The 24,466-nt window shown below is 40.9% G+C and carries 19 protein-coding genes and 1 tRNA gene; 6 read left to right on the top strand and 14 right to left on the bottom strand.

Annotated elements, in window-relative coordinates; all coding sequences use genetic code 11:
• Positions 1-58 precede the first annotated feature (58 nt).
• A complete protein-coding gene (gene gshA, locus OIZ54_RS11655; RefSeq protein ID WP_096739939.1) occupies positions 59-1,645 on the bottom strand; it encodes a glutamate--cysteine ligase in 1,587 nt (528 codons plus the stop codon).
• A gap of 617 nt (positions 1,646-2,262) precedes the next feature.
• On the opposite strand from gshA, the gene OIZ54_RS11650 reads away from it, so the two are divergent.
• Complete coding sequence (locus OIZ54_RS11650) at positions 2,263-3,810, top strand: methyl-accepting chemotaxis protein (protein WP_055253022.1); 1,548 nt, start codon at positions 2,263-2,265, stop codon at positions 3,808-3,810.
• A 46-nt stretch (positions 3,811-3,856) separates the two neighbouring features.
• Here the strand turns inward: OIZ54_RS11650 and clpB are convergent, their stop codons facing one another.
• The 3 genes from clpB to rluD form a co-directional block, all read right to left on the bottom strand.
• Entirely contained in the window at positions 3,857-6,433 is a 2,577-nt protein-coding gene (gene clpB / locus OIZ54_RS11645; protein ID WP_004587334.1) for an ATP-dependent chaperone ClpB, read from the bottom strand.
• 97 nt (positions 6,434-6,530) lie between these two features.
• Positions 6,531-7,262, bottom strand: coding sequence for a peptidoglycan editing factor PgeF (gene pgeF / locus OIZ54_RS11640; protein WP_264390443.1), 732 nt, complete (start codon positions 7,260-7,262; stop codon positions 6,531-6,533).
• Complete coding sequence (rluD, locus tag OIZ54_RS11635) at positions 7,262-8,239, bottom strand: 23S rRNA pseudouridine(1911/1915/1917) synthase RluD (RefSeq protein WP_004587336.1); 978 nt, start codon at positions 8,237-8,239, stop codon at positions 7,262-7,264. The genes pgeF and rluD overlap by 1 nt, the downstream gene beginning before the upstream one ends.
• A gap of 141 nt (positions 8,240-8,380) precedes the next feature.
• Here rluD and OIZ54_RS11630 point away from each other — a divergent pair, with 141 nt between their 5' ends.
• The gene (locus OIZ54_RS11630; RefSeq protein ID WP_024031852.1) at positions 8,381-9,145 is read left to right on the top strand and encodes an outer membrane protein assembly factor BamD; all 765 of its coding nucleotides are present in this window, start codon (positions 8,381-8,383) and stop codon (positions 9,143-9,145) included.
• Between the two features lie 278 nt (positions 9,146-9,423).
• On the opposite strand, the gene OIZ54_RS11625 is transcribed toward OIZ54_RS11630, so the two are convergent.
• Positions 9,424-11,646, bottom strand: a complete 2,223-nt coding sequence (locus OIZ54_RS11625) for a TonB-dependent receptor (RefSeq protein ID WP_264390442.1) — start codon at positions 11,644-11,646, stop codon at positions 9,424-9,426.
• 413 nt (positions 11,647-12,059) lie between these two features.
• Here OIZ54_RS11625 and OIZ54_RS11620 point away from each other — a divergent pair, with 413 nt between their 5' ends.
• The 3 genes from OIZ54_RS11620 (at position 12,060) to OIZ54_RS11610 (ending at position 14,503) form a co-directional block, all read left to right on the top strand.
• The gene (locus tag OIZ54_RS11620; protein WP_096739941.1) at positions 12,060-12,650 is read left to right on the top strand and encodes a LuxR C-terminal-related transcriptional regulator; all 591 of its coding nucleotides are present in this window, start codon (positions 12,060-12,062) and stop codon (positions 12,648-12,650) included.
• A 302-nt stretch (positions 12,651-12,952) separates the two neighbouring features.
• Positions 12,953-14,083, top strand: a complete 1,131-nt coding sequence (locus tag OIZ54_RS11615; protein WP_096739942.1) for a porin — start codon at positions 12,953-12,955, stop codon at positions 14,081-14,083.
• 12 nt (positions 14,084-14,095) lie between these two features.
• Positions 14,096-14,503 (top strand): phosphate ABC transporter substrate-binding protein, encoded by a 408-nt coding sequence (locus OIZ54_RS11610; RefSeq protein ID WP_096042052.1) that lies wholly within the window; start codon positions 14,096-14,098, stop codon positions 14,501-14,503.
• A 227-nt stretch (positions 14,504-14,730) separates the two neighbouring features.
• On the opposite strand, the gene OIZ54_RS11605 is transcribed toward OIZ54_RS11610, so the two are convergent.
• From OIZ54_RS11605 to rlmE, 8 genes are all read right to left on the bottom strand, one after another.
• Positions 14,731-16,356 carry a methyl-accepting chemotaxis protein gene (locus tag OIZ54_RS11605; RefSeq protein WP_154944761.1) on the bottom strand — a complete coding sequence of 542 codons (1,626 nt, stop codon included), beginning with the start codon at positions 16,354-16,356 and terminating at the stop codon, positions 14,731-14,733.
• A gap of 209 nt (positions 16,357-16,565) precedes the next feature.
• Positions 16,566-16,650 (bottom strand) — tRNA-Leu (locus tag OIZ54_RS11600).
• 82 nt (positions 16,651-16,732) lie between these two features.
• Positions 16,733-17,080, bottom strand: a complete 348-nt coding sequence (gene secG, locus OIZ54_RS11595) for a preprotein translocase subunit SecG (RefSeq protein WP_004587340.1) — start codon at positions 17,078-17,080, stop codon at positions 16,733-16,735.
• 1 nt (position 17,081) lies between these two features.
• Positions 17,082-17,831 (bottom strand): triose-phosphate isomerase, encoded by a 750-nt coding sequence (gene tpiA / locus OIZ54_RS11590; protein ID WP_055253015.1) that lies wholly within the window; start codon positions 17,829-17,831, stop codon positions 17,082-17,084.
• An 80-nt stretch (positions 17,832-17,911) separates the two neighbouring features.
• Complete coding sequence (glmM, locus tag OIZ54_RS11585) at positions 17,912-19,252, bottom strand: phosphoglucosamine mutase (RefSeq protein WP_264390441.1); 1,341 nt, start codon at positions 19,250-19,252, stop codon at positions 17,912-17,914.
• The gene (gene folP / locus OIZ54_RS11580; RefSeq protein ID WP_264390440.1) at positions 19,252-20,097 is read right to left on the bottom strand and encodes a dihydropteroate synthase; all 846 of its coding nucleotides are present in this window, start codon (positions 20,095-20,097) and stop codon (positions 19,252-19,254) included. Before folP ends, glmM begins: the two co-directional genes overlap by 1 nt.
• A 70-nt stretch (positions 20,098-20,167) precedes the next feature.
• Entirely contained in the window at positions 20,168-22,111 is a 1,944-nt protein-coding gene (gene ftsH, locus OIZ54_RS11575) for an ATP-dependent zinc metalloprotease FtsH (RefSeq protein ID WP_004587344.1), read from the bottom strand.
• A gap of 66 nt (positions 22,112-22,177) precedes the next feature.
• Positions 22,178-22,807: a 23S rRNA (uridine(2552)-2'-O)-methyltransferase RlmE gene (rlmE, locus tag OIZ54_RS11570; protein WP_004587345.1), complete on the bottom strand. Its 630-nt coding sequence runs from the start codon at positions 22,805-22,807 to the stop codon at positions 22,178-22,180.
• Between the two features lie 88 nt (positions 22,808-22,895).
• Here rlmE and yhbY point away from each other — a divergent pair, with 88 nt between their 5' ends.
• Positions 22,896-23,192, top strand: coding sequence for a ribosome assembly RNA-binding protein YhbY (yhbY, locus tag OIZ54_RS11565; protein WP_004587346.1), 297 nt, complete (start codon positions 22,896-22,898; stop codon positions 23,190-23,192).
• Positions 23,193-23,328: 136 nt separating this feature from the next.
• On the opposite strand, the gene OIZ54_RS11560 is transcribed toward yhbY, so the two are convergent.
• On the bottom strand, positions 23,329-24,453 hold the full coding sequence (locus OIZ54_RS11560) for a serine hydrolase domain-containing protein (protein WP_374274993.1): 1,125 nt from the start codon (positions 24,451-24,453) through the stop codon (positions 23,329-23,331).
• Positions 24,454-24,466 lie beyond the last annotated feature (13 nt).

Here is a 24,466-nt window from a genome sequence, read left to right as displayed (position 1 = left end):
ATCCCTGAAGAATATTTACGCAGCCACCTTGGGCTGCGTTTTTTTTGCTTAAAAAAACTTAAGCGGGTGCTTTGGCATTAAAATATTCATCTAAAAAGTCAGTAAAGCTTAGCGTGTCGGCGCGCTCTATTTCTTCTCGCGCTTTATCCGAGAGAACAACTTGTTGCTCTAGCCATTCTTTAGAAAACACATTGTAGTTGGCTTGCGCATGGCTTTGCTTATATTTATTAGCCAATTGAATAGCAAATAAACCGTTATCTATACCCGCACTTTCTAGCTCGCGCACATAACGCCCTGAAAAAGTCAGCGCAGGGTTATCAACCCAAGTAGCCATTTGTGCGATGGTTTCGCTGTAATAGGTCACCCCATACGCCTTATCCATATGCTCAGCGACTTCACTTAGTTGGTCAAAAATTTCTCCCCCCCAACTTTGTAACGTACGCTGTTGGTTGTTGTCGTTAAGCATAACACCTAACTGACGCCCCTGATTAACCACTGTGTCTAAATTCTCAGTGCTGCGGGCTTGCTCTTTCCACTGCATTTCTGGAGAGTCTTTCAACAAACAATACGTTAAAAACACATCTAAAAAATGAATTTGCTCTATATCAATGCCCGTTTCACTAAACGGGTTTACATCCAGCGCTCTAATTTCAACATACTCAATGCCTGCTCTTAATAATGCATCCGTTGGTTTTTCACCACTTTTAGCATTACGTTTAGGGCGGATCGGCGAATAAAATTCGTTTTCGATTTGCAGAATATTTTTATTAAGCTGCTTAGGTGTTGCTGTGGTGTAGTCATCAATATCGCCGTATAAGTCAGAAGGCGTGTTGATTGCTTTTTTAAGCCCAGCAACGTACTCATCAAGCGAGTTATACATTACGCGTAATGAAGATTGCGCACTGTTGGTGTAACCTAAATCACCCAAGCGTAGCGCGGTGCCTACTTCTAAATAAAGTGTGCCTTTACCTAGCTTTTTAAACGGTAGGTCAGTTTTGCGACCTTGTAAAAAAGAATTACATAATGCAGGTGAGGCACCAAACAAGTAACTAATTAACCAAAGCTCGCGTTTAAAATTACGAATAAGCGCTAAATAACCATCCGAAATAAATGCTTCTAGGCTTTGCTCACTTTGCTTTAAGGTGTGTAAAGATTGCCAAAGTGTTTCTGGAAAAGAAATATTAAAATGAACACCCGCAATCGCTTGCATCATACTACCGTAACGGTTTTTTAATCCTTCACGGTATAGGGTTTTCATACGCGCAGTATTTGAGTTACCAAATTGAGCCAGTACGATGTCATCTTGATCTTCAATAAAGCATGGCATACTGATGGGCCATAAAAGCTCATCACCCATGTGCTCAAGTGTAAACTTTTGCAGGTCTTTTAATTGCGCTAAGGTTTCTGTTGCTGATTCACTAACAGGGGTAATAAATTCAAGTAATGACTCTGAAAAGTCGGTAGTAATATGTCCGTTTGTTAATGCACTACCTACGCCTTTAGGATGTCCTAAAGTGGAAATGGCGCCATTACCTTTAATACGCAACGACTCTCGCTCAATACCACGTTTGATCCCTTTAATTGCGTGCTGATGCGGTGTTGCTGATAACGCGTTTAGCGCGCTAGATAAATCATGTATAGTCAAAAAATGCTTCCTCGGCCACGTGGCTTAATCATAGGGTTATGGGGGCTAATTGCCCATACTCAAGATTAAATTGTTAAGAACAATATAATTTTTCAAAATTTTTAGCTATTTACCCTGTTGAGCATGCGCTTGATACAATAAGCATCAACCAGCAAGCTAATCTTGCCACTGCTCACGCTAATATACAATCGCTTTGCTAGGGCGTGTTGGCCTTTGTGAATTGAAATTTGTCCAAACTAAGGGCGATTCAATTGCGGCGCGATATTTGTAACCTAATGGGCTCGATAACTGCCCTGCGTTATTCTAATGACTTACATCCATGTAAGAATAAGTAAAAACCGAACAAAGCTTTCGCGTCCTGCTCTTACCCCTTGCCTAAAAACCAAACACACTGCTGTAAATTCAGCCACCAAAAATCAACGTGCCCCAAAACATAAAGACCCTGAATTAATAGATTACACTTCATAAGCTTTAACATTTTAAACGCAGTATTTGATATAGATCATAAAAAGTCGCAATTTTGATGACAATTTTATTTAGCGCAGCGCCTTTACTTCACCTCCTTTTGTTTACCCAATACAATGACAAGTTAATTAAAAAGGATGGTTAAAACTAACATGCGTCATAATCAAAGCTTAATAAATGAAGAGGTTCACTTTAGTGATGCTCAGCAATTGGTATCCACGACCGATTTACGAGGAGTCATTACGTATGCAAATAAGGCATTTAGCGATGTAGCAGGCTTTAATGCCCAGGAGCTCGTTGGTAAAAATCATAATATTGTGCGTCACCCAGATATGCCCAAAGCAGCATTTAAAGAAATGTGGAGTACGCTAAAAAGCGGCCACTCATGGCGCGCCATAGTAAAAAATAGATGTAAAGATGGGCGCTATTACTGGGTTGATGCATTTGTAACCCCTATCTTTGAAGGTGATCAGTTAGTTGGCTATCAATCTGTACGTACAAAACCAGATAAAAAACATGTTTTAACAGCCCATAAACTATACGAAAAATTAAATAGCGGTAAAGCCGCTTTTAATTTTAAAGAGCGCACACACTTGCGCCAAATGCTTACGTTAGCCGTTGTATTTAGCTGGCTAATAATGAGTGGGTTTGCCTTTTCAACCATGGCAGCGGTTATCAACGTATTAATTTGCGTGTTTATTTTGGCCTTAAATTATCAAGAGCTAGTGGCAACCCCTGCTAAATTAAACACCTATAAACAGCATTCTGACTCTATCTCGCGCTATGTTTTTTGCGATAACTCGCCGCTAAGTGTGAGTGACTATAAAGAGCAAATGTTACTTGCTAAGCTCAGAACTGTATTGGGGCGCGTAAAAGATGCTACCTATGCCTTTAATAACATTGCTGAAAACCTAGATGATAAATCGACGCTCACCGAAAAAGGCATTGAGGCGCAAAGCACACAGCTTACACAAATCGCCACTGCTATGGCGCAAATGACCGCCACTATTGGTGAGATTTCGAATAGTACAACAACTACCGCCGACAAAGTTAATTCGACTCAGCACAGCTGCGCGGATATAAAACAACATATTGCTGATAACAAAAAAATGGTATCGGAGCTGGCAACCCACGTAGATCATGCTGCCAATACGGCTAATAACCTCGCGCAGGAAGCAGATAAAATAGGCCAAGTAATGAATGAGATAGAAGGTATTGCTGAGCAAACTAATTTACTAGCGCTTAATGCTGCAATAGAAGCCGCAAGAGCAGCCGAGCATGGCCGTGGTTTTGCCGTAGTTGCTGATGAAGTACGTGCCCTTTCTTCTCGTACGCAAAGTGCTACGGGGCAAATTCACAGCTCGATTAAAGATATACAAGATACATTGGTTAATTGGTCAAAGGTAATGCAAAGTACAAAACTACAAGCTGAGGGCTGCGTACAAACAACCGAGCAAACACACCAAGAGCTCGATAGTATATTCAATCAAATTAGTGAAATAGCTTTGCTAACAAATAGTATATCGACGGCTGCAGAGGAGCAGCAGATGGTGAGCCATGATATTGCTAATAATGTAGATAATATAAAAGAGGTGAGTAACGAAAACTTAGCTTTAAGTTTTGACGTTGCTAAAGATGCCGCAGAATTAGTTGCCGGCTCTCAAAAAGTAAACAACCTACTTTATACATTTAAAGTATAAAGCAATGCAATAAGCCGCCTGCTTGGCGGCTTATTGTGCGTCTAGATTAGCGTTTTGAAAAAATCAGGCCCTGCTCGTTTGCATCTATCACGACAATATCGCCAGGGTTGTACTCTCCCCCTAATAGCTGCTGAGCCAGTGGGTTTTCGATTGTTTGCTGAATAGCTCGTTTTAATGGCCGAGCACCGTAAACAGGGTCGAACCCGCTAGAGGCTATTTTTTCAAGCGCCGCATCACTGATCTCTAATAAGTAGCCCATTTCTGTTAAACGCTCGCGCAATTTAACAAGCTGAATATCGGCAATTTCTTTAATATGCTCATTGGCAAGTGGATGAAATACGACAGTTTCATCAATACGGTTTATAAATTCTGGCCTAAATTCATTAACGAGCACATTCATAACTTTGCTCTTAAGCGTTGCGTAGTCGTTCGTGCCCGCTTGCTCTTGAATAATATCTGAGCCTAAATTTGAGGTCATAATAATAACCGTATTTTTAAAATCAACCGTACGCCCTTGCCCATCAGTAAGGCGGCCATCATCGAGTACTTGCAATAAAATATTAAATACATCGGGATGCGCTTTTTCTATTTCATCAAGCAAAATTACAGAATAAGGCTTACGGCGAACGGCTTCGGTTAAATAGCCGCCTTCTTCGTAACCAACATAACCGGGAGGCGCACCCACTAAACGTGCTACAGCGTGTTTTTCCATAAACTCTGACATGTCGATACGCACCATGGCATCTTCTGTATCAAACATAAAACCTGCAAGCGCTTTAGTAAGCTCTGTTTTACCCACCCCAGTGGGTCCTAAAAATAAAAATGACCCTATTGGTCGATTAGGATCGGCAAGCCCCGCACGAGAGCGTCGTATCGCATTCGCGACCGCAACAACTGCTTCGTCCTGCCCTATCACTTTACTGTGAAGTTGCTCTTCCATTTTTAACAGTTTTTCTCGCTCACCTTGCAGCATTCGCGATACTGGGATCCCGGTCCAACGAGAAAGTATTTCTGCAATTTCGTCTTCGCCTACTTGGTTTTTTAGTAAGCTCATTTCTTGCATTTCAGCTTGCGAGGCTAAATCAAGTTTTCGCTCAAGCTCTGGAATTCTTCCGTATTGCAGCTCCGACATACGCTGTAAATCGCTCGCTCGGCGGGCAACCTCTAAATCAAGGCGCGCTTGTTCAAGCTCAGCTTTAATTACTTGCGTGCCTTGTAACGAGGCTTTTTCTGCATTCCATACTTCATCAAGCTCTCGGTATTGCGCTTCTAAGTCGGTGATGAGCTGCTGCATTTCGCTGCGCCGCTTTTGGCTTGCATCGTCTTTTTCTTTAGCTAAAGCGTTATCTTCAAGTTTTAATTGAATAATACGGCGCTCAAGCTTATCTAAAGACTCAGGCTTAGAATCTATTTGCAAACGAATTGAAGAGCCAGCCTCGTCAATTAAATCAATGGCTTTATCTGGTAATTGTCGGTCACTAATATAACGGTGCGATAAATGCGCAGCGGCGACAATTGCCGGGTCAGTAATATCCACCGAGTGATGTAACTCGTAGCGCTCTTTTAAGCCGCGTAAAATGGCAATGGTGTCTTCAACTGAGGGCTCTTCAACCAATACTTTTTGAAAACGACGCTCAAGTGCGGCATCTTTTTCTATGTATTGGCGGTATTCATCAAGCGTAGTGGCGCCCACACAGTGTAGCTCCCCTCTAGCAAGCGCTGGCTTTAACATATTGCCAGCATCCATAGCGCCATCGGTTTTACCTGCGCCCACCATAGTGTGAATTTCATCAATAAATAAAATCACTTGGCCTTCTTCTTTAGCCAGCTCGTTGAGCACCGATTTTAAACGCTCTTCAAATTCACCACGGTATTTAGCACCCGCCACCAGCGCGCCTAAATCTAGCGATAAAACACGCTTACTTTTTAGGCCCTCTGGCACTTCGCCATTTATAATGCGCTGCGCTAACCCCTCTGCAATGGCCGTTTTACCTACCCCTGGCTCACCAATAAGCACGGGGTTATTTTTAGTACGGCGCTGCAAAACTTGAATCGTGCGACGGATTTCGTCATCTCGCCCAATAACGGGGTCGAGCTTACCTTGCTCTGCGCGCTCGGTTAAATCAATGGTGTATTTTTCAAGTGCTTGTCGGGTTTCTTCGGCGTTAGGGTCATCGACCTTTTGGCCACCGCGAATTGCTTTTATAGCACTTTCTATTTTAGTTGCAGTGATATTAAGCGCTCTAAAAATATCACCTAAAGGGCCTTTGTCGTCACAGGCCGCTAATACAAATAATTCGCTCGAAATATACTTATCTTTACGTTTTTGCGCGTACTTATCACATAAGTTAATAAGCGAAGCCATGTTATTAGAAAGCTGTACGTCGCCCCCTACTCCTTCAACTTTAAACAGCTTTTCTATTTCTTGAGAAAGCTTGGTGTTGAGCTCATCCGCACTCACGCCTGCTTGTGCAAGCAAGGCGCGCACGCTAGAGCCATTTTGCTGTAAAAGCGCATACATTAAATGTACGGGTTCAATAAATTGATGATCGCGCCCTAATGCTAGCGACTGAGCATCTGAAAGCGCAGATTGAAATTTACTTGTGAATCTATCTAAACGCATGAGGGTTTACCTATTTAATAAACTAATTACTTAATAAATGGGTATGTTAATAGAATTGTTCAAGGTGTTAAGAAGAATATTGTGGGGAAATAGTGTTTTATTTGCGCCAGATCAAACTTGCCATACGTCCTGTTTTACCTTCTCGCCGATAAGAGAAAAACAATGATGGCTGAGAAACAGTACAATAATCGCCTCCGCTAATATTAATAACGCCGAATTGCTCAAGCTCAATGCGAGCGATTAGGTAAATATCGCACAAGTATTTATTATTGCTTTGTAATTTAAACGCCTCTTTAAACAACGAGGATTTTGCAATAAATCGCGTAGCAACCTCGGCGCCCACTTCAAATTGCTCAGCACCAATAGCAGGCCCAAGCCACGCATATATTTGCTTACTAGGCGCGCTAAAACAGGCAAGCGTATTTTTTATGATCCCTTTTTCAAGGCCGCGCCAACCACCATGCACTGCTGCAACTTCATGGCCATCATGACTTGCAAACAGAATAGGCAGGCAATCTGCACTCATAATAGCAAGAGGCTGATTTTTAACTTTTGTATACAACGCATCAGCACTGTGTAATGTTTGAAAATTAAAATCTGCATCAACGCAGAGCACATCGCCACTATGCACTTGATTAAGCCACAGTGGCGGGTTTGGCAGGGATTGCTCAACCAAAGCACGGTTTTTTAGCACATGCTCTGGATCATCATCAACATGTAGGCCTAAATTTAAGCTATTAAAAGGCGGCTTTGACACGCCGCCTTCTCGTGTGGTACTGAGCGTACCTACCGAGGTTAAATTAGGCCAAGGTGCTGACAAAAAAGCCATTAATACTCTATGTTAGGGTTAGCTTTGGTATCTTCTCTAAGCACCTGAGTCATTGCCACCATGTCATCTGGAATAGGCGCTTGCCAGGTCATCATCTCGCCCGTAATAGGGTGCGCAATACTCAATTTTACTGCGTGTAAGGCTTGGCGATTAAATGTACGTAACATTTCAAACAGCTCTGGCGTAGCACCTTTAGGTGGACGAGGACGCCCGCCGTAGGCTCTATCACCAATTAACGGGTGGTTTATATACGCCATATGAACACGAATTTGGTGTGTACGGCCGGTTTCTAGGCGAAGGCGTAAACGTGTATGAGCACGGAATTTTTCAGCAACACGGTAATGTGTAATAGCAGGCTTACCCATTTCGTGAACTGCCATGTGTGTACGCTGCGTTGGATGACGGCCAATCGGCTTTTCAACCATGCCACCTGCGGTCATAGTACCATTACATAAAGCTTCGTATTCACGCGTAAAGTTTTCGCGTTTTTGCAGTGCTTTAACTAAATGTGTTTGCGCCTGAATAGTTTTAGCCACCACCATTAAGCCTGTGGTGTCTTTATCTAGACGGTGCACAATACCTGCACGCGGTACGTTAATAATATCCGGAAAATGATGCAGCAATGCATTTAGCACTGTGCCATCTGGGTTACCTGCACCTGGGTGAACGACTAGGCCCATAGGTTTGTTGATAACCAAAATATCATCATCTTCATAAACAATGTTTAATTTGATATCTTGTGCTTCGTATTCGCGTGGTGCTTCAATGCTGGTTTCAACATTTACAACTTCACCACCGAGTAGTTTTTCTCGTGGTGTGTTATAGATTTCACCGTCAACGGTGATTTTATCATCCAATATCCATGTTTTTATACGTGAACGTGAATAATCAGGGAACAATTGCGCTAATACTTGGTCTAGACGTTTACCACCTAACTCGGTAGGAACCTCGGCTTGAAGTGAAATTTGTTCTGACATTAGTAACTTTACCCAATTTACCAGTGCAAGCTGTGCCTGACTGGGTTAGAATCGCTTTTAATAAAAGCATAATATAATACGCATAGTTTACTCGGTTTTACCGCCGTGGCCTAGCCGAAGACATCGAAGGTAACAAATAAAATGATAAATAAAATAGGGAAACGTGCATTCGCCATTGTTTTTTCAGCTTCTGTACTTACTTTAGGGGCCTGTTCTTCTGCGCCTGACCAAGAAGATATCCAACGCGTTCCTAACAAATCTGCACACGCTTTGTATGAAGATGCAAAACAAACGCTCGACTCAGGTTTATACGCCCGTGCAATTGAGCTGTTAACCGCTATTGATTCACGCTACCCATTTGGCCCTTTCTCAAAGCAAGTACAAATGGATTTAGTGTATGCCCATTACCAATCAGGTAATACAGAGCAAGCATTAGCGACCATTGACCGCTTTATTCGTTTAAACCCAAACCACAAAGATTTAGATTACATGTACTACATGCGTGGCTTGGTTAACATTAAAGCAGATAAAAATGCCTTCCAAGAGTATTTTGGCATAGACAGAGCTGACCGCGATGCAAACCGTACACGTGTTGCATTTACCGATTTATCAACGCTTGTAAAACGCTTTCCAAAGAGTGATTACGCACCAGAGGCTAAACGTCGCTTAGTGTGGCTTTTAAACCGCATGGCGCGTTACGAGCTAAAAGTGGCTAATTACTACTACGAACGTGAAGCTTACCTAGCGGCCGCTAATCGTGGTAAGTACGTTGTTGAGCATTACTCGCAAAGCAGCTATTTAGAGCCTGCACTTGAGATGATGGAAAAAAGCTACGAAAAGCTTGGCCTGACAGATTTAAGTGAGCACGCAAGACTAACGCGTGAATACAATGAATCTAACAAATAAGAATGGCAGAGGTTTTTATTTAAACCTATGTTGATTGTTTAAAAGCCCTCTCTGAGGGCTTTTTTATTGCCTAAAAATAGGTTTTGTTGGTGGCAGTGGCACTTTTTAATACTTAGCGGTTAGCCATCGCACCACACTGAATAGATCAATAGCAATTGCACTACACGCTTGTATAGCGCTTTTAAAAAAGGGATTCACTATTGATCTAAGTTTTGCTTTTTACAGGTGGAAAAAAAGGTAAGCCTAAGCTTACCTTTTAATTAACTCATTGCGGGTTATTAAAGCTCAAAGTCTTTTTTGAATTTTAAACCAAACTCGCTACGGTCATTACTGCGCATTACACCAACAAAACCTGACTGTTGTAAACGACCTACATCGTAAACCTCATTTAATACGTTTTCACCGTATAAGGTTACTTCCATATCGCCATAAGGGTTAGTGTAAGAAATATTAAAACCAACTAATTCACGCGAATCAATAGTCTCGCTTTCATTGTAAACCGACTGGCCTTGCATTTCGCTTCTGAAAGAGTAGTTAGCGTTAAATGCGACGGTTGCACCGCTGTCTAAATCCATAAAGTAAGAAGGGGCAATCATTACAGTCCAACGTGGTGTTAATGCTGGTGAATCACCTTTACCAATACCTTGTACGCCTGCATCTACTTCTGTAATTTCAGAATCTAAGTAACCTACAGAGCTGCGAATTGTGAAATCGTCTGTAATGGCAACGGTAGTTTCAAGCTCAATACCTTGCGCTTTAGATTCACCTGCATTTTCAACAATCGTTACAAAACCACCGCCTGCAGTAGGGTCAGAAAATGGTAAAGCAAGGTCAGTGTAATCTGTTACAAATACAGCCAACATCATAGATACATTTTCATGTACCTGACCTTTTAAGCCCATTTCGTAGTTAATTGCTTTAGTTTCATCAAACGATACAAACTGATCGGGGCCGCCAAATGGACGTGGAGGGAAACCGCCTGTTTGGTACCCTTTTTGAATTTGACCATATACATTCATGTTATTGCTGATTTGATATGATGCGTTTACATCCCATGTTACAGCGTCAAACTCTGCACTTACGTATTTACGTTCAGCAAATGTTGGGAAAATCGCATCGGCATCTTTCTCATCTTTTGAGTAACGAAGGCCACCACCAATACTTAAATCATCTGTTAAATCGTAACTTGTATTAAAATATACAGCATATGAGTTTGTTTCTTGGTTAATTTCAAAATCGCCATAGCCACCAAATGAAGGTGTAACACCATCGTTTAATAAGCCATTAGGTGTATTGAATGGGCTAAATACAAATGGACCTGAACGTGTAAAGCCATCTTCATTAAAGAAGTAAAGGCCTGATACAAAGTCCATATTGTCGTAAGTCGCATTTAGTTGAATTTCAAACGAGTATTGGTCTGCACCACCCTCTTCTGGGAACTCAGATAAGTTAAGAGGTGACGCATCATCATCAAGTCCACCTTCGTATTCAGAAGTACGGTAACTTGAAATAAATTTAGCCGTGTACGTATCATCAATTGCCCAATCAGCAGTAAATGACGTACCCCACCCTGAGTAAGACGTAGATTCAATACCAGCAACGGTAGTGCCTAAATCATCAGGGTCAGATGGGATCATATCCTGTGTTAATAAAGGAAAGTCACCATTAAATACATCATTTGCATCAAGCGGCTCAGTTAACTCAATAGTGTAAGGCGATTGACCCGACTCGTTATCAACACCGTCAAGTGAAAAAGTAAACGCTAAATCGCTATTGGCCTGCCATTTAAGGGCTACGCGACCGCTAAATTCTTCTTCTTCACCAATTTCTTTTTCTGGATTAGCTAAATTGACAGCTTCACCCACACCATCGCGCGTTTTGTATGATGCACTTGCAGACATACTCACTTCATCTGTTAGCGAGTTATTAAAGTATACATCGCCAGCAATACGTCCGCGGCTACCAATTTTAGCTGTAGTTGAAACAATCCCTTCATCACCTGGTTGCTTAGTAATTACATTTACTGCGCCACCTAAGGTATTACGACCATATAATGTACCTTGTGGTCCACGTAGAACTTCAACACGCTCTACATTTGGTAACGATAAGTTTGACCCCATTTGACGGCCTAAGTAAACACCATCTAAATAAACACCTACACCCGGATCGGTTGTAATTATGTGATCTTGTAGACCAATACCACGAATAAACACAGAGGCATGCGCCGCATTACCTACACCGTAGCGAGTGATATTTAAGTTTGGAACGTATTTACCAATATCTTCTAGGTTACTCATATTGGCTTTATCAATTAGGTTAGCACCAATTGATGTGATAGCGGTTGGAGATTCAAACAAGCTCTCTGTACGTTTACGAGCTGTAACTTCGATTTTTTCAAACGCGTCTTGTTTTGCTGTTGTTTTAGCTTCTTCAGCATTTACTGAGGTAGTTAGTGCAGCGACAACTGCGAGGCTTAACTGTGAGAGTTTGCGTAGTTTCAAAATATTCTCCAAAGGATACCGTATAATTTAGTTATGCGAACTTATTGGCTTGGGCAATAAGTTTTGGGCATAAAAAAAGACGCCTAATAGCATCTTTCCTCTGGAAGGGCATTATATTACATATTTGTGAAGAAATGTATAAAAATTTTCATTTAATAAACATACAGGTACAAATTAATTATAATTTTTGATTATTGTTGGATAATATTACTTACATTATAAATAATTAAGGCAGGCTATAAGGCCTCACTTTTAAGCAACCTATTCAAATACATAGCAAAACAGTGTAATAGATATAGATGAACTAATTTTCTTTATAGTAATAGTTGCTTCAAATAACGGCTTTAAACTTCATTGAAATCGTCAATAAATAACAATATAGTATAATTATCAACCTTATGGATTGAATCGTTATGGAATCAGACAATACTAGTAATAAAAGTCTTAAATGTTTTAATAACCCTGATTACACCTCGCTATTTTGCGTAGCTGCGAAATACAATATTTTACTGGTTAACTACCAAGCACTTAACATAATTACTACCCATGATTTAATTACGCAATTTATGGCGCAGAATAAGCAACAAGGGTTAGTTATTTTTGATGTCCCTAAAAATTGCAATGCACTTTCTTTAAAAGAGTGGCCTAATCTAAAAGGGTTATTTTACGAAAATACCGATGAAAAATATTTTCAAAAAGGCCTTGAGGCAATTGAAAAGGGGAAGCTCTGGTTTCCACGAGATATTTCTGATTGTTGGATGAAGCAAATGCTAGCCACTGAGAAGCAGTCAGCGGTACAATCAAGCAACTTAACTAGCAAAGAAATAAAAGTGTTAAACTTGTTATTCTCAGGGCTACACTCCAGCGCCATTGCAGACAACTTATTTATTAGCGAAGCAACAGTTCGTGTGCATTTGCACAAAATTTATCAAAAAATTTCTGTTAAAAACAAGCAGCAGGCCTTGTTGTGGTGTCAAGCCAATCTTAATAAAGTAAATAATTAAGCTTAAAGATGTAGCATAACGACAAATGCTTTTAGGCTTTTAGGCTTTTATATGCGCAATAAGCTTATATTAATAAAATAGTATTCCACTCTTTAATCATCATTTAGTACCTAAATAAAAAAATATCTAATGAAATCATACTGCTTTAGATAATTGTTTCTATGATTTAACATTTGTAACCAAAAGAAAAACACGGTCGGTAAGGTTTTTTTAACTAACTTCCTAAAATTATTAGATAAAAACTAAAATCACTTCTATAATCCCCATGAAATCAACATCTAAATAACAAATAGGAAATACATATGAAAAAGCTATCTGTAGCAGTAGCAATATGTGCCGCACTTGCATCTAGTTACACGAGTGCTGAAGTTCGCATAAATGGCTTTGCATCTATAGTAGGTGGCAAAAGTCTAGACAGTGATCAAACTTTATACGGATATGATGACGATATCTCATTTAAAAATGAGAGTAAGTTCGCCTTACAACTCTCTGCTGACCTTCAAGAAAAGCTAACAGCTACAGCGCAAATTATTGCGCGTGGAGAGGATGACTTTGACGCAACATTCGAATGGGCCTATGTTACCTATGAATACAGCGATGAACTGCAATTAAGCGCTGGTAAAATGCGTGTCCCTTTTTACAAGTACTCTGACTTTTTAGACGTTGGCTATGCTTATCGCTGGGTTCGCCCACCGAGATCTGTATACGGTATTCCTTTTTCTACTTATGAAGGACTTAGCGTAGTATACAACAGCCAATTAGGTGACTGGGATTCTACATTACAAGGCTTTTACGGCGCTTTCGACGGTGATATTGATGTATTTGGAGATAGCTTACCTGCTGAGTTAAATAACTTAGGTGGTGTTAACTGGAGTGTTTCTTACGACTGGTTTAGTGCGAGAGCCGCATACATTGTTGCTGATACTTCAATCTCTTCTGATGACAGCGACCTAATTCAACTTATCGACGTTCTAAACACGAGTGGATTGACCGATACTGCCAATGATCTTGTAACTGATGAGGACGAGACCACGTTTTTCGGAATTGGTTTCTCAGTTGATTATGACAACTTCTTATTTGATGCTGAGTACACTCAATTTGAAGTAGAAGGCAGTATTTTAGCTGAACAGTCACAATACTATGTATCTGGAGGTTACCGATTCGATGATGTAACTGTTCATGTAACTTATGAGAATAATGATGATAAACACGATTCATCACGTTTCAATACGCTTGAGTCAATTCCATTATTAAATACTACTGTAAATTACGCATTAGAAAGTATGCGCGCGCAAAGCAATGTATACACCATTGGTGCACGATACGACTTCCACCCATCGGCTGCATTTAAAATTGATTTTAGTCGTTTTGATGATGACGTAACTGATATTGACACTGATGTAGTAGCTGTCGGCGTTGACTTAGTATTCTAATTGGAGCGAAATATGAAAAAATTAATCCTAGCCAGTGTACTGTCGGTATGTGCGTTTAGCGCCTATGCTGAAGTTGCGGTAATAGTAAACCCTGGCAATGCAAGTGCACTTGATGGCGATACTATTAAAAAGATTTACCTAGGAAAAGCAAAGTCATTTGCTAACGGTAATAAAGTGAACCCAGCCACTCAAAATGGTACCGCTGTTGCTGATGAATTCAATTCTAAAGTAGTTGGTAAATCAAGTAGCCAATTAAATGCCTATTGGTCAAAACTTGTTTTTACCGGTAAAGGTACACCACCAGAGAAATTTGATTCTGACCAGGCTGTTATTGATTTTGTTGCTAGTAATGGCGACTCAATTGGTTACATAGACAGCAGTAAGGCAACAGATAAAGTTAAGGTAGTTGCTACGTTTTAAGCGCGGTAGCTAGATATAAAAAAACCACCGATTAGGTGGTTTTTTTATATCTAAATATTACGGCTTTATACTAATACCCTTAAATAAATAAGCAATTGAGAGGCAGACAAAGTGTGTAGTAAGCTAAGCAAAAAATTATTATTTAGTTGCTCTAAATAACGTTTTTTTGAATGCAGCTAGCACTTGGCTTAGCCTCTAAAATGCTTAAGTATTATTGCAAGTTAATATTACTCAATTTTAAACTTCGCGGTGGCATCTAAAAGGTTATCTGAAAGGTAGTGTAGGTTTTTCGCTACATCCCTCACCGCCGCGAGTGAGTCCATGGTGTCTTCAAACGATTCATGCATATTCGTCACATTTTCTACAACCATCGCAGCAACCGATGTTTGCTCTTCTGTTGCAGCGGCGATTTGTGAGTTCATGCCATTTATTTCTAGCATTTGCTCTGCAATTTTTTCTATCGAAACGCCAGTTTTCTCTGCTGCTGTTGCGTTATCTGTGGCCATATCTCGCGCTGATGTCATCGCCGTCACAGACTCATTTGCAGCCTCAGTCAAGGTGCTAAGTAACTCACGAATTTCATTCGTTGAATGTGCTGTACGTGATGCAAGCTCTCTTACTTCATCCGCAACCACGGCAAAGCCTCTACCGTGCTCACCTGCACGGGCCGCTTCGATAGCAGCATTTAGTGCTAATAAATTAGTTTGCTCAGCAATAGATGTAATCACATTAAGAATTTGAGACACATTTTTTGTATCATCAGCTAACTTATTGATAGTTGAGGCGGCTTGATTTATTTCATCACTTAACGTACGCGAGGCGGTGACTGACATTTGAACTTGAGTTCTGCTTTGTTCTACCTCTTTTTCTGCTGTTTGCGCTGCATTTGATGCACTTGCCGCCGATTGAGAAATATCACCCACGCTTTGCTTCATCTCTTCCATAGACTGTTTAACCACCTCAGCCTCTGTTGTTTGCTTTGTGGTTGCGCGTTCAGCCTGCTCCATACCTTGCACTAAGCGAGTTGAGTTCTCCATTAGTGGCTCACATACCGCGATTACTTCAAGTACTGTTTTTTTCAGCAAAGCGATGAAGGAGTTGAAGTTAATTGATACTTGACCAATTTCATCCTCTGAATTTACGCTCAGATTAGTGCTCAGCGACCCTTTACCGTTTGCGAGTAGACTCAGGTTATTAGCGGCATCACTTGCAGAGGCAGCAATACGTTTAGCAATCCAAATAGCCATAAATAGCAGTAAAATTAACGAAACAATAGATACCACCAACATAAGTGTTAGTGCGTGATCAGAACGCTCTTTAGTACTTGCAACTAACTCAAAAAAGCGATCGTCCGCTTTTGCTTGAGCGGTTTTAAACTTTTCAAGCACATCATTATACAGTGCTGTTTTTCTTTGTGCTTGTTGCTGAATTTTACTGAAGTCAGCTGTTCCATTTACCATGCCATTGGCAATACTGGCTGATATTTTTTCGTAATTTGCTAACTGAACTTTCGTGTCACTATGAATATACGAAGCGTTTATTTGCTCAACCGCATTTATGTTGTTGCTTAGTGCATTGTATGTGTCTGCTGCTTTCTCTACTAACTCCTGCTCACCAAATGTAACTGCTTGCGTATAAAACTCATCGAGCTTTTCTAAAAGACTTACATTTGCTGATGTTAACTTAACAACCTGATATGAAGACTTTTCCATTTCATCAAGTGCGATTCTATTGTCATTCATTGCAAAGTAATTAATCAAAACGATTGCTAAAAATGCTACAACCGCAATGCTGGTAATCGCATGTATTTTTTTACTTATGCTGAGGTTTTGAAAAGAGAAGCCTGAAGCCATTGTGTATACCTTATTTTGTTGTCTATATCTATTATCGGCTTATTACCTATAAGTGTTAACTAAATTTGTAATATTTCTAGTTTTTTTTACAAATACAGCGAGTTTTAAACAACTAATAAACGCAAAAAGGATTGAACGATTAATAAGCGAGCAAATGGAGAATTTCCCATAAAAAAACCAGTAGCATTGCTGCTACTGGTTTTATAATTTGGTGCGGATGGGGGGACTTGAACCCCCACGCCCGAAAGCACTACCCCCTCAAGGTAGCGTGTCTACCAATTCCACCACATCCGCAATTTTTAAGCTTTCGCTTAGGTGTTAAACTTATTGACTTACTTGAGGAGTATAAGTCGTTTAACGTTAGCTTTACGCTAAATTAGTTTGGTACGTCAGAGCTCTGCTGTTGAGTAACAGGTACGTCTTCTTCTGCTGGCGCTACAGTTTCTACTGCAGGTGCAGCTTCAAGGTTTTCCCACTCATCGGTCTTTTTAATTTGACCGGCAGTTAAGTTACCTAACACAATACTTAAAACAAAAAACACTGTTGCTAAGCTTGTTGTTGTTTTGGTCATGAAGTTACCTGCACCTGATGAGCCAAAAACTGTGCCCGAAGCACCGGCGCCAAATGAAGAACCCATGTCTGCGCCTTTACCTTGCTGGATTAAAACCATACCAACTAAAGCTAAAGCAACAACTAAATAAACTACTAATAAAATTTCGTACATCTTATACGGTCCCTTTTGCACTGTTACAGATTGCAGTGAACGAATCTGCTTTTAGACTAGCACCGCCAATAAGCCCGCCGTCTATATCTGGTTGTGCAAATAATAATTCGCTATTTTTTTCGTTAACGCTACCACCATATAAGATGGTAAGCCCTTGTGCTAAATCGCTATCTAATGAAGCAATTTTGTCACGGATAAATTTATGAACAGCTTGTGCCTGTTCTGGCGATGCAGTCTTACCTGTGCCTATGGCCCAAACGGGCTCGTATGCTATCACAGAATCTTTCAGTGCTGCTACACCTAATTTCTCAATTACTGCATCAATTTGTGCAGCAACCACGTGTTCGGTTTGACCGTTTTCTTGTTCGCTCTCGCTTTCGCCGATACACAAGATAGGTGTTAGTCCCACTTGCTGCGCACGGGCAAATTTTGCGGCTACGGTTGCATTGCTTTCTTTGTAAATACTGCGTCGCTCTGAATGACCTACGAGTACGTACTTAGCACCTAAATCTTTAATAAGCTGAGCATCCACTTCACCGGTAAAGGCGCCAGGGGTATTTTCACTTAGCGTTTGGGTACCCGTGGTAACACCACTGTCAACCAGTGCGGATACTAATGGAAATGGAGGAAATAAAACAATGTCTATCTCATTTGATTTAACACTGTTAATGGCATCAGACAGTTGAGTGACAAGCTCTAAAGAGCCATTCATTTTCCAGTTGCCTGCGACCATTGCCTTACGTATTGCCATTTTCCACTCCAGATTAGAAAGCGGGCGAGATATTAACTTTTCTCGCCCTAAGTTACAAGAGGTTATTGTTCTCAATCAGTTTATTTGCTCATAGATTCGACAACTGCTGCAATTTTTTGCGCACTGTCTATGACTATTTTTTCTTGTTCGGCTTCAACCATAACACGTACTACCGGTTCAGTGCCTGATTTACGAAGTAAAACACGGCCTTTTTCGCCTAAAGCTTGCTCTACTTGCGCAACCGCATCTTGTACTTCTGGTGCTTGTGTAGGGTCTGTGCCAGGTGCGTAACGTACATTAATCATTTTCATTGGGTACTTTGTAAAACCAGCCCCTAAATCTTGTAATGTGCGATTTTGAGCCACCATTGCAGCCAATACTTGAAGGCTTGAAATGATACCATCACCCGTGGTGATTAAATCAAGATTTAATACATGGCCTGAGCTCTCACCGCCAATTCTCCACCCTTTTTGCTGCAGCATTTCCATTACATAACGGTCGCCAACTTTACTGCGCGCAAATTCAATTCCTTTTGCTTTTAATGCATTTTCAAGCCCCATGTTCGACATAACCGTGCCAACAACACCACCACCTAGCATATGATCTTCAGCCGCTTGACAGGCAATAATGTAAACTAAGTCATCACCGTCAAATACGCGACCGTTGTGATCAACCATCATTACGCGATCACCATCACCATCGTAAGCAATACCCACATCAGCATTATGCTCTAGCACTTTGCGCTTTAACGTATCAACGTGTGTAGCACCACATTCATGGTTTATATTCACCCCATTAGGCTCACATGCATGAGTAATCACCTCAGCGCCTAGCTCACGCATTACCGACGGTGCAATATGGTAGGTTGCGCCATTGGCACAATCTAGTACAACTTTTAAACCTTCAAGTGATAAGCCTTGTGGAAATTGGCTTTTACAAAATTCAATATAGCGCCCATCAGCACTTACTAAGCGCGAGGCTTTACCAAGTTTATCTGAGGCAACACAGGTCATTGGTTCATCAAGCATCGCTTCAATTTGTAGCTCAACGTCGTCATCCAGTTTTAAGCCTTGGCCATTAAAAAACTTAATCCCGTTATCATAATAAGGGTTATGCGATGCACTAATTACAATACCAGCTTCGGCTCTGAACGTTTGCGCCAAATATGCTACAGCGGGCGTTGGCATTGGCCCAAGCAGTACGACATCTATCCCTGCGGCAATTAAACCAGCTTCAAGCGCGGTTTCTAGCATGTAACCTGAAATACGGGTATCTTTACCTATAATTACTTTTTTTGTTCCACTTAGAGACAAAACTCGACCTGCGGCCCAGCCTAATTTCATTGCAAACTCAGGGTTAATTGGAGCTGTGCCCACTAAACCACGTACCCCATCGGTACCAAAATATTTTCTTTCGCTCATTATAAAGCTCCTTTTTCGCAAGCTTGGAGTACACCAAGCACATCTGCTGTTTCTTTTACATCGTGTACACGAATAATTTTTGCGCCATTTTGCGCGGCAATTAACGCACCGGCTAAGCTGCCCGCTAATCGCTCATCTGTTTTTCTGTTTAGCAAATTACCTATCATCGACTTGCGTGAAAGACCTGCTAAAAGCGGTAGTTCAAATTTATTAAATGCATAAAATTTAGCAAGTATTTCAAAATTATGCTCTAGGGTTTTGCCAAAGCCAAAACCTGGGTCGAGGATAAGTTGCTCCACCTTAATACCCGCTGTTTCGCATGCGCTTATGCGCTGCTCAAAAAAGAGGTTAATTTGCGCTAGCAAGTCAGTATAAGTGGGTTCACTTTGCATTGTCCGTGGCTGCCCTTGCATATGCATTAAACAAATTGCTACATCGGGATACTTAGCGAGTGTGCTAAGGGCGTGGGGCCCTTGTAATGCACGTACGTCGTTAACTATATCAGCACCTGCTAAAATCGCCTGCTCCATGACCTGCGCTTTACTGGTATCTACCGATATTACGCAGTCACTTTTAGCTCTAATTGCTTTTATTGCAGGTATCACTCGATTAAGTTCATCGTCTAAATTAACATCTGGCGCGCCTGGACGTGTAGACTCCCCGCCAATATCAATGATAGTTGCACCCTCGTCTAACAACTGCATTGCCTGTTGCACCGCGTGCGCTGTATCTAAAAACTTTCCACCATCAGAAAATGAATCTGGGGTCACATTTAAAATACCCATCACACATGGTTTTTCTAAATTAAGTTTACGCCCACGGGGAAGGTTTATTATGTTAGTCATCGCCAACCTTTTAGTTATTTGATACAAAAAAGCCCCGAAGTACGGGGCTTTTAAAGTATTATTTTAACGATTATTCAGCTTTATCATCAAGGTTTGTTTCATCTTTTTTCGATGAATCATCCGGTTTTTGGCTTTCATCAACCGGCTTTTCTTGAGGTGCGACTGTTTTAGTTGGCTTATCGTCTAAACGGTCGTGTGCATCACGTGGTTCACGCACAGGCTGACGCGCCATTAAATCATCAATTTGTTTAGCATCAATTGTTTCATATTTCATTAATGCATCTTTCATCGCATGAAGAATATCAATATTTTCTTTTAATATATCTTCTGCTCTTTGATAATTACGGTCCGAGAATAAGCGTACTTCGGCATCAATTACTTTAGCTGTTTCATCAGACATGCTCATTGCGCGACCACCGCCGCCACCCATGTACATCTCGTTTTGATCTTCAGCGTAAAGTAACGGACCTAGTTTTTCACTCAAGCCCCACTGCGTTACCATTTTACGTGCAATATCTGTTGCACGCTCAATGTCGTTACTCGCACCCGTTGTTACTTTGTCTTCGCCATAAATAAGTGCTTCAGCAATTCGGCCACCGTAAAGGCTTGAAATCATTGACTCTAAAAGCTCTTTAGAATGGCTAACACGGTCCTGTTCAGGTAAGTACATAGTTACACCAAGGGCACGGCCACGTGGAATAATCGACACTTTATAAACTGGATCGTGCTCTGGCACCATACGGCCAACAATAGCATGACCCGCTTCATGGTAAGCCGTCATTTCTTTCTCTTGCTCACTCATCACCATGGTCTTGCGCTCTGCACCCATCATGATTTTATCTTTAGCGGCATCAAATTCAGCCATACTTACAACACGTTTATTACCACGTGCGGCATAAAGTGCGGCTTCGTTTACAAGGTTTGCTAAATCAGCACCAGAGAAACCAGGCGTACCACGTGCAATAACTGCCGCTTCTACGTTATCGCCTAATGGCACTTTACGCATATGTACTTTAAGAATTTGCTCACGGCCACGAATATCAGGCAAACCAACCACTACTTGACGGTCAAAACGACCAGGACGAAGTAATGCAGGGTCTAGTACGTCAGGGCGGTTAGTTGCCGCTATAACGATAATACCTTCGTTACCTTCAAAACCATCCATTTCTACTAGCATTTGGTTTAGTGTTTGTTCACGTTCGTCGTGTCCACCGCCCATGCCAGCGCCACGCTTACGACCTACAGCATCAATCTCATCTATAAAGATAATACAGGGTGCAGCCTTTTTAGCTTGCTCAAACATGTCACGTACACGCGATGCGCCCACACCAACAAACATTTCAACAAAGTCAGAACCTGAAATGGTGAAAAACGGTACTTTTGCTTCACCGGCTACGGCTTTTGCAAGTAATGTTTTACCCGTACCAGGAGGACCCACCATTAGTACGCCCTTAGGAATACTACCACCAAGTTTTTGGAACTTAGAAGGGTCACGTAAAAAGTCTACTAACTCTGTTACGTCGTCTTTTGCTTCATCACAACCTGCTACATCAGCAAAAGTTGTTTTAACTTGGTCTTCGCTCATCAGGCGCGCTTTGCTTTTACCAAACGACATTGCGCCTTTACCGCCACCACCTTGCATTTGACGCATGAAGAATATCCATACCCCTATAAGCAGCAACATTGGGAACCAAGAGATAAAAATACTTGCTAAAAACGATTGTTCTTCAGGCTGAACGCCTTTCACATTTACATCATTTTTAAGTAAATCATTAATTAAATCTTCATCGTACATTGGCATTGTGGTTTGAAAACGCTCACCACTGCTTTTAGTACCTGTAATATTACCCGTTCCACGGTCAATAATAACTTCTTGTAAAGAGCCGCTACGCACGTCTTTTACAAATTGAGTGTAACTTGTTTGACGATCAACTTGATCGCCGCCATTAAAGCTCTGAAATACTGACATTAGCACAACTGCAATAACCAGCCAGAGTATTAGATTTTTCGCCATATCGCTCAAGGGGTTAACCTCTTGTATCCAATTAATTTAAATTCAACTAAACGCCAAGCAACTGTACTACAGTTTGTAGCCGGTCGCTACTATATATACTTCCCGAGAACGGGCACGTGAGGCATCAGGTTTGCGTATTTTCACTGCTTTAAAACTATTACGAACGTCTTGCAAGTATTGATCAAAGCCTTCACCTTGAAACACTTTAACAACAAATGCACCATTTTTCTTTAATACTTGATGACACATATCAAGTGCTAATTCTACCAAATACATGCTACCCGCTTGATCTACCGAGTTATTACCGCTCATATTTGGTGCCATGTCAGAGAGTACCACATCAACATTTTTACCATCAATGCGTTTTAACAATGCATCAAGTACGGCTTCTTCACGAAAATCGCCTTGTAAAAAGTCAACCCCCGCAAGTGAGTCCATAGGTAATATGTCACACGCAACAACCTGACCTTTATCAGATACTTTCTCGGCTAAGTATTGTGACCAGCTGCCAGGTGCAGCACCTAAATCAACAACGGTCATACCAGGGCGAAGCAGTTTATCTTTATTTTGGATCTCATCTAATTTGAAAACAGCTCGAGAACGCCAGCCTTTTTTTTGCGCTTGCTGAACATATTGATCATCAAAATGTTCTTTCAGCCATCGCTTTGAACTGGCTGAATGTTTTTTATTTGTCATAAATTAACACGCAACTAATTAGTAATATTCTTTAGATGGCGTTAGAATACCCTTAATTCAAGCCATATTCAGCAAAATTTGTATAAACATGACATTATCAAACAAACAAAAGCAGTTTTTAAAAGGTCAGGCGCATAGCCTTAAGCCTGTAGTTTTACTAGGTTCTAACGGTTTAACCGAGGGCGTAGTAGTCGAAATTCAAAGTGCATTAGAAATTCACGAATTGATTAAAGTAAAAGTACCTACTGACGATCGTGAAACAAAAGCACTTATTTTTGATGCAATCGTTCGTGAAACCGGCGCTACTAAGCTACAAACAATAGGTCACACTGTTGTATTGTATCGTCAAAGTGCAGAAAAAAAGATTCAATTACCACGCGCATAAGTTAATTGTGCAGTGAGTCTTTTTATAAAAAAACCAGCATTAAGCTGGTTTTTTTATTATATGCGCTTATTTATGCTTTTTACCTTTAAACAATAAATTTAAAGCACGGCGCTTTTTAAGCAATTTTAGGCCTGTTTTATTTAGTGCGTTTGTATTTTAATAAACGGTCTAAAAATTCAGTAGTTAATTCGTTTATCACGCCTGTTTCCGCGTTAACAATCAAGCTAAAACCCACATTTAAATGCGGTATAACCACCAAATCACTGCGATAGCCTTGCACCCAGCCACTATGATAATAAAGCGTTTCATCGTTGTAGTTATAAACACGCCAGCCTAATCCATAATAAGCTTGTTCTAATTCCTTTTTCCATACTCGTCTATAACGCTCTTTTTTTGTAAGTGTATAAGGACGTGTTTGTGTAGCAAGTGCATCTAAAGAAAGTACATCTAGGTTTTGCCCTAATTGCGCATTTAACCATTTTGCCATATCGGTGGCACTTGCATTTACGCCCGCAGCCGGACCAACTTTATAATAGTTTTTTTTCAGCTTGGCTGTGTACCAACGCTTTTTGCCTCTAACGTGCGGCAGCGCATAATTTTTGTCCTGCACCATTGCATCGTAGCCTAAGCTAGTATCGCTCATTTTTAATGGTGTAAAAATCCCCTCTTGCAACCACTGGTCATATTTTTTATTGGTACTGCTGTAAATTACATCATCAATTAAACTAAACATCACATTTTGATAGCCATAGCATTGGCCTGGTTCGCAAATGGGCTTTACTGTTAATAGCTTTTCGACAATATCGGGGTAATTCATTCTTGATTCGATTAAATTGTCATACGCATTAGGGACCAACCCGCTGGAGTGGCTTAATAAGTGAAACACTTTTAAATTGTCTTTATAAACCGTGCCTTTAAAGGCAGGTATATAATCACTTACCGGTTTAAATAAATCTATTAACCCTTCACTTGCAAGCTTTGCAGTTAACGACCCTGCAAATGTTTTTGACACAGAAGCCAACCTAAAGCGGGTGTGGCGGTTAACCTGTGTGCCACTTCTTGCCTTAGTGCGGCCCATGGTGTGGATATAATCAGCGTTACCAATACTCACTATCGAAAGCGCAGCGCCAGGAATACCTTTACTGTTGAGTTTTTTTTCTGCGTAGCGTCCATACTGTTTTACGAATCCATCCCAGCTTGAGTCTGCTTTAGCTATTGCCTGAAGCGGTAAAGATAGACAAATAGCGACCCAAACGTACATAAAATTAGTGAGA

Origin of the sequence: Pseudoalteromonas sp. A3 (assembly GCF_025942345.1) — a bacterium.
In the GTDB taxonomy this organism is placed as follows: Bacteria; Pseudomonadota; Gammaproteobacteria; order Enterobacterales; family Alteromonadaceae; genus Pseudoalteromonas; species Pseudoalteromonas atlantica.
This window is presented reverse-complemented; position numbering and strand designations above follow the sequence as displayed.

What these genes read in the sequence shown, in the direction of transcription:
- OIZ54_RS11650 (WP_055253022.1), top strand. Translation starts at nt 2,263, where the DNA reads ATGCGTCATAATCAAAGCTTAATAAATGAAGAGGTTCACTTTAGTGAT.
- clpB (WP_004587334.1), bottom strand. Translation starts at nt 6,433, where the DNA reads ATGCGTTTAGATAGATTCACAAGTAAATTTCAATCTGCGCTTTCAGAT.
- pgeF (WP_264390443.1), bottom strand. Translation starts at nt 7,262, where the DNA reads ATGGCTTTTTTGTCAGCACCTTGGCCTAATTTAACCTCGGTAGGTACG.
- rluD (WP_004587336.1), bottom strand. Translation starts at nt 8,239, where the DNA reads ATGTCAGAACAAATTTCACTTCAAGCCGAGGTTCCTACCGAGTTAGGT.
- OIZ54_RS11630 (WP_024031852.1), top strand. Translation starts at nt 8,381, where the DNA reads ATGATAAATAAAATAGGGAAACGTGCATTCGCCATTGTTTTTTCAGCT.
- OIZ54_RS11620 (WP_096739941.1), top strand. Translation starts at nt 12,060, where the DNA reads ATGGAATCAGACAATACTAGTAATAAAAGTCTTAAATGTTTTAATAAC.
- OIZ54_RS11615 (WP_096739942.1), top strand. Translation starts at nt 12,953, where the DNA reads ATGAAAAAGCTATCTGTAGCAGTAGCAATATGTGCCGCACTTGCATCT.
- OIZ54_RS11610 (WP_096042052.1), top strand. Translation starts at nt 14,096, where the DNA reads ATGAAAAAATTAATCCTAGCCAGTGTACTGTCGGTATGTGCGTTTAGC.
- OIZ54_RS11605 (WP_154944761.1), bottom strand. Translation starts at nt 16,356, where the DNA reads ATGGCTTCAGGCTTCTCTTTTCAAAACCTCAGCATAAGTAAAAAAATA.
- secG (WP_004587340.1), bottom strand. Translation starts at nt 17,080, where the DNA reads ATGTACGAAATTTTATTAGTAGTTTATTTAGTTGTTGCTTTAGCTTTA.
- tpiA (WP_055253015.1), bottom strand. Translation starts at nt 17,831, where the DNA reads ATGGCAATACGTAAGGCAATGGTCGCAGGCAACTGGAAAATGAATGGC.
- glmM (WP_264390441.1), bottom strand. Translation starts at nt 19,252, where the DNA reads ATGAGCGAAAGAAAATATTTTGGTACCGATGGGGTACGTGGTTTAGTG.
- folP (WP_264390440.1), bottom strand. Translation starts at nt 20,097, where the DNA reads ATGACTAACATAATAAACCTTCCCCGTGGGCGTAAACTTAATTTAGAA.
- ftsH (WP_004587344.1), bottom strand. Translation starts at nt 22,111, where the DNA reads ATGGCGAAAAATCTAATACTCTGGCTGGTTATTGCAGTTGTGCTAATG.
- rlmE (WP_004587345.1), bottom strand. Translation starts at nt 22,807, where the DNA reads ATGACAAATAAAAAACATTCAGCCAGTTCAAAGCGATGGCTGAAAGAA.
- yhbY (WP_004587346.1), top strand. Translation starts at nt 22,896, where the DNA reads ATGACATTATCAAACAAACAAAAGCAGTTTTTAAAAGGTCAGGCGCAT.
- OIZ54_RS11560 (WP_374274993.1), bottom strand. Translation starts at nt 24,453, where the DNA reads ATGTACGTTTGGGTCGCTATTTGTCTATCTTTACCGCTTCAGGCAATA.